Source organism: Intrasporangium chromatireducens Q5-1, assembly GCF_000576575.1.
In the GTDB taxonomy this organism is placed as follows: domain Bacteria; phylum Actinomycetota; class Actinomycetes; order Actinomycetales; family Dermatophilaceae; genus Intrasporangium_A; species Intrasporangium_A chromatireducens.
Genome location: NZ_AWQS01000159.1, coordinates 1 through 9038 on the forward strand (window position 1 = coordinate 1; position 9038 = coordinate 9038).

A 9038-nucleotide genomic window follows, 5' to 3' on the forward strand; every position below is an offset into this window, starting at 1 on the left:
CTTCGCCTCGCTCGGGGGCGACTCGCTCTCCTACGTCGAGGTGTCGATCCGGCTGGAGGCGCTGCTCGGGCAGCTGCCGCCGAGCTGGCACGTCACACCGGTCGCGGAGCTGGAGCGACTCCGGGAGCTGAAGTCAGGGAAGGCGCAGGGGTCGACGAACGCCTCGGCTCGCCGACCCCGCAGCCTGACCCCACGCTGGCGCTCGATGGAGACGAGTGTCTGGCTGAGGGCGCTCGCCATCCTGCTCATCGTCGGGACCCACGCGGATCTCTTTGCGCTGCAAGGCACTGCGAATGCGCTGCTCGTCATCGCTGGCTACCAGATGGTCCGCTTCCAGCTGTCGGAGCCGCGCCGCCGAGCGCGGGTGCGGCGGATCCTCAAGGGCGCCCGGCGGATCGTCGTCCCGAGCCTGGTGGTCATCTGGGCTGCGCACTTCCTCGGCGGTGACTACGAGCCGCGCAACCTGTTCCTCGCCAACTGGGTGTTCGGCGAGGAGCGTCTCGGTCCGCCGTGGCGGTTCTGGTTCATCGAGGCTCTCGTCGTCGCGCTGCTTCTCGTGGCCGCCCTCGCCGCCGTGCCCGCCTTCCACCGGGCGGAGCGGCGGTGGCCACTCGGCGTGCCGGTCGTCCTCACGGCCGTGGCGTTCACCGTCTTCCGGTTGCCCGTCCTCGACCTGCCCGTGCCCCGCATGCACGGCTCGGCCCTCGTCGTCCTCTACCTCTTCCTGCTCGGCTGGGCCCTGGCCCGCGTCGAGACCCGGCGCCAGCGCTGGCTCCTCACCGCAGTGGTCGTGCTCACCGTCGGGACCTTCTCGTTCAACCCCGCTCGCGACGGCCTCACGATCGCCTTCGTGCTGCTGATGCTCTGGCGTCCGATCACCCACGTGCCGGCCGTCTTCGTCCCGGCGATCCAGGTCCTCGCTGGCGCCTCGCTCTACATCTACGTCGCGCACTGGCAGGCACTCGAAGTCCTCCGGCCGCTCGGCCTCCCGCCGCTGACCTTTGTCGGTGCGCTCGCCGCCGGCCTGGCGTACTGGTGGGCCTGGACGCGACTTGCGTCCCTGTTGGGTCGCGCGGGCCGGTTCCGTTCGCCCGCTTTGCCCGAGAGGTCGTATGCCGCTGAGCGAGCTTCCAGCGAAAAGAAAGTCAGCGGCATACCGGCCTGTCACGAAAATCCGTTGTGAACCCTGGCGCTCCGCTGGACACTTTCCGGCGGGGAGTTTCGAGTCGATGGGGAAGAAGCGGCAATGGGCTACTGGGGTGGGTGCGTTCTCGACGTGCCACGACGCGGCGACGGCGACCGGTCGAGACCTGCCGGCCGACCGACGCGCGGTCGCCGACCGGGGCGCTCGGTGCACCGGCGGGGCGCGCCGACGAGACGGCCGGCAGCGGCCCACCACTGACCCTCCCGATCGAGAGTGCACTCGGAAGCCGGTCTGCTGGCCGGGTCGGTCGAGTCACTCCTTCCGGCGCGACGACACGACGTCGACGAGGGCCGCCGCCAACGCGACCGCGACGAGGGCGACCGTGACCCGCAGTGCCAGACCGGTTGCAGCGGCGAAGTTGCCGTGGCCGCCCGCGAGCCGGCTGAAGAACACCGAGCCGATGAGGGCGATACCGGCGGCCGTGCCGATCCGCTGACCGGTCTGCAGCACGCCACCAGCGGTGCCAGCCTGGGCCACCGGCACCTCGGACACCGTGAGGGTCACGTTCGGTGAGATGACCAGACCGCTGCCGAGGCCAGCGATGAGCAGGGGTGGCTCGATCCACCAGCTCGGGTCGTTCCCGCGCAGGGTCACGACGGCGTCGGTGAGGGCGAGCCCGACGATGACGACGACCAGACCGAGGGCGACCATCGGGCGGCCGTACCGCGTGACGACCCGTCCGCCGAATCCAGCTGCGACGGCTGAGCCGATCGCGAACGGCGTCACGGCGAGTCCCGCCATGAGCGCCGTGTAGCCCAGCCCGAGCTGCAGATAGAGCGTGAGGATGAAGAAGATGCTCGTGAATCCGGAGAAGTAGAGCAGGCCGATGAGGCTGCCGGCGGTGTAGCTCGCGATCCCGAACAGGCTCAGGTCGATGAGCGGAGCGCCGCCGTGGTCGGCATGGCGCCGCTCCCACCACACGAAGATGGCGAGGAGGACGGCGCCAACGAGCAGCAGCCACCACTTCCCGGCACCCGGCCACTGCCGCTCCTGGACCAGGGGCAGCAGGACCGCGAGGACGGCAAGGCCGAGGAGCACGACACCGACGGGGTCGAGGTCCTCGCGGTGCCGCTCCTCGTCGGGTTTGACCCGCACATAGCGGAAGGTCAGCAGGATGCAGGCGATGCCGATCGGGAGGTTGACGAAGAAGATCCACCGCCAACCGGTGTCGGTGCCGAGGAGCCGGATGATCGCCCCACCCAAGAGCGGCCCGATGGCGGTCGAGACGCCGATGGTCGCCCCGAGCAGCCCGAAGGCCTTGCCCCGCTCCGCACCGCGGAACAGCTCCTGGATCAGCCCGTTGATCTGCGGGTTGAGCAGGCCGCCGCCGATGCCCTGGACCAGGCGCGCGACCACGAGCGCCAGCGCGGTCGGGGCGAGGCCCGCGGCGAGACTGCTGAGCGTGAACAGGGCGACACCGGCCACGAACATCATCCGCCGGCCCCGAGCATCGCCGAGCCGGCCCGAGGGCACGAGGACGAGGCCGAAGGTCAGGGCATAGCCGGACAGGATCCACTGGAGGTCGCTCGTGCTCGCCTGGAGCCCTGAGCTGATCGACGGCAGCGCGACGTTGACGATGGAGATGTCCATCAAGGTCATGAAGCCGGCAACGAGGCAGACGCTAAGGGCTCGCCAGCGGGCGGGATCCGGGCGTTCCTGTGGCGGTGTGGTGGTGGCGGGCGGCCCCGAGCGGCGCTGGGGACCCTCGTTGACGTCGCTCGGGGATGAGGGGTGGGCCATTCGTTCGACGCTACCCACGGATGATCCGCCGAATCTGGGAGCGGCGTCCGCACGATCCGCGCGCTCGAGGAGGTATGCCGCTGAGCGCGCTTCCAGCGCAACTCCGCTCAGCGGCATACCCGTGTATCGGCTTGTGGACTCCACCTTGGCCATGGACACTGCTCCACGTGGCGCAGCTGATCATGGTGGAGGGACTGCCCGGCGCAGGCAAGAGCACGACGGCGCATCTCGTCACCGAGTGGCTCGTCGAGCAGGGGCTCTGCGTCGGGTCGTTCCCCGAGGGGCGGACCGACCACCCGGTCGACTTCGAGCAGGTCGCGGTGCTGGCCGACGGGGAGCTCGACCGGGTCATCCGTGACTTTCCGGGGGTGGCCGACACCATGAGGCGGGCAGCGGAGCGGTCCGGTGATGGCTGGCTGATCCGTTATGGGGACCGTCCCGAGTGGTCCGGCGACCTCCGGGCGCGGCTGGCGGCCTTCGACGCCTATGACGGAGAGATCACTGCGGATCGGCACTGCGCGGTGCTGCGTGCGAGCTGGGAGGCGTTCGGGGCGTGGGCGTCGCACGACGTCGATGTCTACGTGTTCGAGTGCGTCCTCATCCAGAACCCCATGTGCGCCCTCATGGCCCGGTTCGACCAGCCGGTGGAGCGGATCTCCGCCCACGTCCGCGCGCTGGTGCGCTCGGTCTCGTCGCTTGAGCCGGTCGTGCTCTATCTCGATCCGGGTGAGCCGACGGGGGCGCTGGAGCGGGCGGCCGCCGAGCGGCCGCCGGAATGGCTCGACGCCGTCGTGCAGTACCACTGCGCCCAGGGCTACGGGCTCGCTCGAGGGCTGAGCGGCTTCAGTGGCTACGTCGAGTTCATGCGCGAGCGCCGTGAGCGTGAGCTGGCGCTTCTGCCGGAGCTGGGCATCCCGGTCATCCGCGTCGACGTGGCCGCGCAGGACTGGAACGTTGTGCGGGTCTCGGTCACCGGTGCCCTGACGACTCACCTCTCGCAAGTGTCGACCGGCTGATCGGATCCGCGGACGCGTATGCCGATGAGGTGCGCGGCTCCTGTCGCGCATTGTGGGCATCAACATCCCAGCCACCGCGACGCCTCCGCAAACTCGAGGCCGCCTTGGGCAGCAGAAAGGCCCTTCGCTCTGGGCGAGCCAAGGGCCTCTGACCTGCGGAGACAGTGGTCGGGGTGACAGGATTTGAACCTGCGACCTCTTCGTCCCGAACGAAGCGCGCTACCAAGCTGCGCCACACCCCGGTGCCGCCGCCCGAACGGGTGGCAGCAAGGAGAGATGCTAGCGCAGGCCGCGGCCCATCTCCGAATCGGGGTGGCCGCCAGTCCGGCCATCGAACTGGCCCTTTCTGATCGAACTGGTCGGTCTACCAGCCCGTTGGCCCTCGAACGGTCCGTTCGCGGGTCAGGAGGGGTCGTCAGCCGGCAGGCTCCGCGGCCACGAGCGTCAGCAGCGTCGCCTCGGGCCGACAGGCCAGGCGCACGGGCGCGGTCGGCGATGTCCCTAGTCCGGCCGACACGTGCAGCCACGCCGCATCATCCGGAGCAGCCGACGATGGCAGCACCGGCGCCCCCCGGCCGTGCCCGGCCCCGACCCACCACCGGGACAGCCCCTTGACGCGGCTCGTGTCGAGGTCGCAGTTCGTCACCAGGGCCCCATGGCCGGGCAGGCAGACCTGTCCGCCATGCGTGTGCCCGGCGATGACCAGCCGCGCCCCGTCGGCCGCGAAGGCGTCAAGCACTCGCTGGTATGGCGCATGCGTCACCCCGATCGTCAACGCCGCGTCACCAGACGCCGGCCCCCGCACGAGGTCGAGCCGGTCATAGCGAAGGTGCGGGTCGTCCACCCCGACGAAGTCGACGCGCAGCCCCTGCAGCTCGACCGACGCCCGCCGGTTCGTCAGGTTCACCCAGCCCCGGGACTCGAGCCCGGCCACGAGTGACTCCACCGGCAACCGCGGCGCCGGCGCGCGTCCCCGGACCGGTCCGCGGTGCCACAGGTACTTGAGCGGGTTCTTCACCGACGGCCCGAAGTAGTCGTTCGAGCCCAGCACGAAGACCCCGGGCCGATCGAGGAGCCACTCGAACGCGTCGAGAACGGCCGGCACAGCGTCATACGAGGCGAGGTTGTCCCCGGTGTCGATGACGAGGTCCGGGTCGAGGCTGGCGAGCTCCTTGACCCACTCGGCCTTCCACCGCTGCCGCGGCAGCAGGTGCAGGTCGGAGACGTGCAGCACCCGCAGCGAGGGCGACCCCGGCGGCAGCACGGGCACCGTCACGCGGCGCAACCGGAAGGCGTTCCGCTCGACGAGCGACGCCCAGCCGAGCACGCCCAGGGCCGCCCCGAAGCTCCCGAGCGCCGTCTTCGTCACCGCATGCATGCCCCCATCCTGACGCCCTCCGATCACCGAGGGCCAACCGCCCGCCGCGCGGCACCTGCGAGAATCGAGCCCATGACGCTCAAGGACCAGCTCCAGGCCGACCTCACGACGGCGATGCGCGAGCGCGACCCCGTGCGTGCCGGCTCCCTCCGGATGGCGCTGACCGCCATCACCAACGAGGAAGTGGCCGGCAAGGAGCACCGTGACCTCACCGACGACGACGTCCTCAAGGTCATCACGAAGGAGGCCAAGAAGCGGCGCGAGGCGTCAGCGGCATACCGAGGGGCCGGCCGCACCGAGCTGGCAGCCAAGGAGGACGCCGAGCTCGCCATCCTCGAGACCTACCTGCCCACCCAGCTCAGCGACGAGGAGCTGACGGCGATCGTCCGGGACGCCGTCGCTGCGTCCGGAGCCATGGGCATGCAGCAGATGGGCCTCGCGATGAAGGCCGCGCAGCAGGCCGTCGCGGGCCGCGCCGAGGGCGGCCGCGTCGCGGCGATCGTCAAGCAGGTGCTCGCCTCCTGACGCGAAAGGGCCCCGACCGCTTTGGTCGGGGCCCTTGCTTGTCGTATGCCGCTCAGCCTGCTCCCGCTCGGCTCACGGGGTCCCAGCGGGGCCGGCTCAGCCGTTCGGCTTCGGTGGCTTCGGCGGCTTCGGCTTCTTCGGTGGTTTCGGCTGGCTCGGCGGCTTCGGCGCGCTGGTCGGCTTCGCCGTCGGCGGCGGGACGGCCTTGTCCCGGCTCACGCCGCCCTGCGAGGTGTAGATCGTGATGTCCGAGCCCTTGGGTGCCCGGCCGTAGGGGGACGTACCCGCGACGAGGCCCTGGCGGACGCTCGAGGCCATCGTGCCGCCGACGTGCGCGGTGAAGCCGGCGCGCTCGAGGACGGCCGTGGCCTGGCTGACGGACATGCCGGTCACTCCCGGGACCGAGACCTCGTCTCCTTTGGTGATCTTGTCGGACGGCTCCTTGAACTTCACCCGAGGCTGACCGTCGAGGGCCCGGTTCATGATGCCCTTCCAGATCGGGGCGGCCACCGCGGCGCCGTGCATCTTGGGGATGAACTGCCCGCCGATCGTCAGGTTCGTCATCATCCGCTTGTTGCCGTCGTCCGGCGTGCCGACCCAGACGGCCGTGACGAGCTGCGGCGTGTAGCCGACGAACCACGACTCGTTGTTCTTGTCGGACGTACCGGTCTTGCCGGCCGACTCCCGGGCACCGTTGTCGAGCTGGTTGCGGACGCCGGAGCCGTTCGTCATGTTGTACTCGAGGAACTTGTCCGTGCCGCGGACCGCGTCGGCGCTGACGACCTGCTCGCACTCGGTCTTCGGCAGTGCGATGTCCTTGCCGTCCCGGCTCAGCTTGGTGACGACGACCATCGGGCACTTCTTGCCGTCGTTCGCGAGCGTGGCGTAGGCGTGGGCGACGCCCTGGGGCGAGACCTCGTCGGCACCGAGGATGTACTGCGGGGCGTACTTGCCGATCTGGCTGCCGTCGGCCCGGTGCAGGCCGAGCTTCATCATCGTGTCGCGCACCTTGCAGCCGCCGAGCTGCTGGGCCAGGGCGACAAAGGCCGTGTTGGTGGACAGGGCCGTCGCTTTCATGAGCGAGATGCTGCCGCCGCCGAACGGTGTGTCGTTGTGCACCTTCCAGGTGCTGCCGGGGCCGCAGCCCTTGGCGAACTCGCTCGGCTTGTAGCTCGCCGGGGTGTTGCCACCGGCAGCCTTGGCACGCACCGAAGAGTGTGTCGTCATGCCGCTCTCCATCGCGGTGACGAGGGAGAACGCCTTGGCCGTCGAGCCGAACTGGAAGCCGCCGGACCCGCCGTACCTGGTGTCGAGGGCCCACGAGACACCGGTCTTGCCGAGGGTCTGCTTGGTCACCGTGTACTCGGTGTTCTGGCCGAAGCCGAGGACGTGGCCGGTCGAGTCGGTGACGTAGGCGGCCGCGCCGACGTGCGACTTGTCGCCGACAGGCACCTTGCGGGTGACCTCTTCCTGGACGATCTTCTGGATCTTCGGGTCGAGCGTCGTCTGGATGACGTAGCCACCCGCGTAGAGGTTGCGGCGGCGCTCCTCACGCGTCTTGCCGAGGGCCGGCATCTCCATCGCGTAGTTGAGCACGAACTCGCACCAGTAGGGGTATGGCGAGGACAGGCACGTGCTCTTGGGGTTGGTGACCTTGAGGTCGTCCTTGATCGTGCGCTTCTTGGCCGCCGCCCAGTCCGCGTCACTGACCATCTTGAGGTCGTGCATGCGGTCGAGCACGACGTTGCGGCGGGCGAGCGCCCGGTCGGGGTTGTGGACCGGGTCGGTGGTGCCCGGGTTCTGGGTCAGGCCGGCGAGCGTGGCGGCCTGCGAGAGGGTGAGCTTGGAGGCTGGGACGCTGAAGTAGTGACGTGCGGCAGCCTCGACACCGTAGGCGAGGTCGCCGTAGTAGACGGTGTTGAGGTACGCCTCCAGAATCTGGTCCTTGCTCCACTTCTTCTCGAGGGTGATGGCGTATTTCAGCTCGCGGAGCTTGCGGATGTAGTTCTGGTCGACCGCGGCCTCGGCCGCCTGCTTGTCCCCACGCTGGAGCGCGGTGTACTGAAGCGAGACCTTGACGTACTGCTGCGTCAGCGACGAGGCGCCCTGGCTGCCGCCGGTGCGCAGGTTGGACAGGAACGCCCGCACGATGCCCTGCATGTCGACGCCACCGTGCTCGTAGAACCGGTGGTCCTCGATGGCCACCTGCGCCTTGCGCATGATCGGTGCGACCTGGTCGAGCTTGACGACGATCCGGTTCTGGTCCTGCGGGGTGGCGATGACAGTCTTGCCGTCCGCGGCCAGGATGCGCGACTGCTGCAGGAGCGGGCTCGAGGTGAACTCGCTCGGCAGCTCGTTGAAGACGTCGACGCCGCTGCGGGCGAGCGCGCCGGTGGCCCCGACAGCAGGCATGAACAGGCCGGCGAGCAGGAGGCCGAGAACCATGGCTGACGCGAGGAACGCGCCGAGCAGGCTGACGACACCTCCGATGGACGGCGTGCGTGAGGACATGCGCCCAAGGGTAACGGAGCAGCATACCCACCCCGGGAATCGACCGGCGCCTGGTCACCGCATGGCGCGCGGTGACTAGTCATGTGTCTCGATAAATGGTCCAAACGGGCCATGTTGCGAAGGCCCTTGCGCTCCTAATGTCTCATTTGGGTTCATCGGGGATCCCGATCTGGTAGGGCGACGCATCGCCACGACGATCGGTCGGTGCTGGGAGGCGCCGGAAACGGGGAGAGGAAAACCGCCGTGACTGTTGATGTCGCACGCGCGCTTTGGGACGAGGACTGGGCGACTCGGGCCCAGTGTTCGGGGAAGGATCCGGACGCACTGTTCGTCCGGGGCAAGGCACAGCACGAGGCCAAGGCAGTCTGCAAGACGTGCCCGGTGCTCGCCCAGTGCCTCGCGGAGGCTCTCGACAACCGGACGGAGTTCGGCGTCTGGGGTGGCATGACCGAGCGGGAGCGTCGCGCTCTGCTTCGTCGTCGGCCCGACGTCAAGTCCTGGAAGAGGCTGCTCCGCTCGAGCATGGAGGCCACGGCGCGCCGCAGCGCCTGACCTGACGCTCCACGCTTGTCGACAGTGCACCAATCCTGATCGACAGTGCGCTAGTCGTCATCGACAGTGCGCCAATCCAGGTCGACAGTGCGCTAGTCGTCATCGACAGTGC

General features: G+C 69.4%; 7 protein-coding genes and 1 tRNA gene. 4 read left to right on the forward strand and 4 right to left on the reverse strand.

The features are described 5' to 3' along the window. On the forward strand, nucleotides 1-1183 hold a 1183-nt coding region (locus tag N864_RS25090), incomplete at its 5' end, for an acyltransferase family protein (RefSeq protein ID WP_338033648.1). 273 nt (nucleotides 1184-1456) lie between these two features. On the opposite strand, the gene N864_RS15725 is transcribed toward N864_RS25090, so the two are convergent. Then, nucleotides 1457-2944 carry an MFS transporter gene (locus N864_RS15725; RefSeq protein ID WP_081793941.1) on the reverse strand — a complete coding sequence of 496 codons (1488 nt, stop codon included), beginning with the start codon at nucleotides 2942-2944 and terminating at the stop codon, nucleotides 1457-1459. Between the two features lie 167 nt (nucleotides 2945-3111). Here N864_RS15725 and N864_RS15730 point away from each other — a divergent pair, with 167 nt between their 5' ends. Continuing rightward, entirely contained in the window at nucleotides 3112-3960 is an 849-nt protein-coding gene (locus tag N864_RS15730; protein WP_034718870.1) for a P-loop NTPase family protein, read from the forward strand. Nucleotides 3961-4125: 165 nt separating this feature from the next. Here N864_RS15730 and N864_RS15735 read toward each other — a convergent pair. After that, nucleotides 4126-4202: transfer RNA gene (locus N864_RS15735), tRNA-Pro, on the reverse strand. A gap of 173 nt (nucleotides 4203-4375) precedes the next feature. Then, on the reverse strand, nucleotides 4376-5338 hold the full coding sequence (locus N864_RS15740; RefSeq protein ID WP_034718872.1) for a metallophosphoesterase: 963 nt from the start codon (nucleotides 5336-5338) through the stop codon (nucleotides 4376-4378). A 72-nt stretch (nucleotides 5339-5410) separates the two neighbouring features. Here N864_RS15740 and N864_RS15745 point away from each other — a divergent pair, with 72 nt between their 5' ends. Continuing rightward, nucleotides 5411-5863, forward strand: coding sequence for a GatB/YqeY domain-containing protein (locus N864_RS15745; RefSeq protein WP_034718875.1), 453 nt, complete (start codon nucleotides 5411-5413; stop codon nucleotides 5861-5863). A gap of 96 nt (nucleotides 5864-5959) precedes the next feature. Here the strand turns inward: N864_RS15745 and N864_RS15750 are convergent, their stop codons facing one another. Then, nucleotides 5960-8374 carry a transglycosylase domain-containing protein gene (locus N864_RS15750; protein ID WP_034718877.1) on the reverse strand — a complete coding sequence of 805 codons (2415 nt, stop codon included), beginning with the start codon at nucleotides 8372-8374 and terminating at the stop codon, nucleotides 5960-5962. Nucleotides 8375-8617: 243 nt separating this feature from the next. Between N864_RS15750 and N864_RS15755 the strand changes: the two genes are divergently transcribed. Next, entirely contained in the window at nucleotides 8618-8926 is a 309-nt protein-coding gene (locus tag N864_RS15755) for a WhiB family transcriptional regulator (protein ID WP_034718879.1), read from the forward strand. Nucleotides 8927-9038: the final 112 nt, after the last annotated feature.